Annotated in this window: 1 protein-coding gene; it reads left to right on the top strand. The window is 62.8% G+C overall.

The features are described from left to right. On the top strand, positions 1-184 hold a 184-nt coding region (locus tag MKK51_RS07545; protein ID WP_243976067.1), incomplete at its 5' end, for a RusA family crossover junction endodeoxyribonuclease. Positions 185-309 lie beyond the last annotated feature (125 nt).

The raw sequence follows: 309 nt of genomic DNA, 5'->3' as shown, positions 1-309 counted from the left end.
CAATATCGGGAAGATCTGTGACGCCCTGAACGAAGTCGTGTGGGGCGACGATTCCACCGTCGTCGACGGCATCGTCCGCAAGTTTTACTCGGACAACCCCGAGCTGGTGATCACCGTCCAGCCATGGGTTGCGGCGATCGCCACCCTCGGCGCCTCTGCTCTTGCTTTGGACGAGGCCGCCTGATGTGTGTCCTCATCTCCTGCAGCAACAGATGGCTCCGCTTCTTCGGCGTTCGCGACGGCGATTACCAGATCGCGATGTACCTCATCGGCATGGCGTCGGTGACGGCCGAGCAGACCGCCCGCCCG

The organism is Methylobacterium sp. E-045 (assembly GCF_022829685.1).
Lineage (GTDB): Bacteria > Pseudomonadota > Alphaproteobacteria > Rhizobiales > Beijerinckiaceae > Methylobacterium.
Note: the sequence above shows the minus strand (reverse complement) of the source record. Positions and strands in the feature narration are given on the sequence as shown.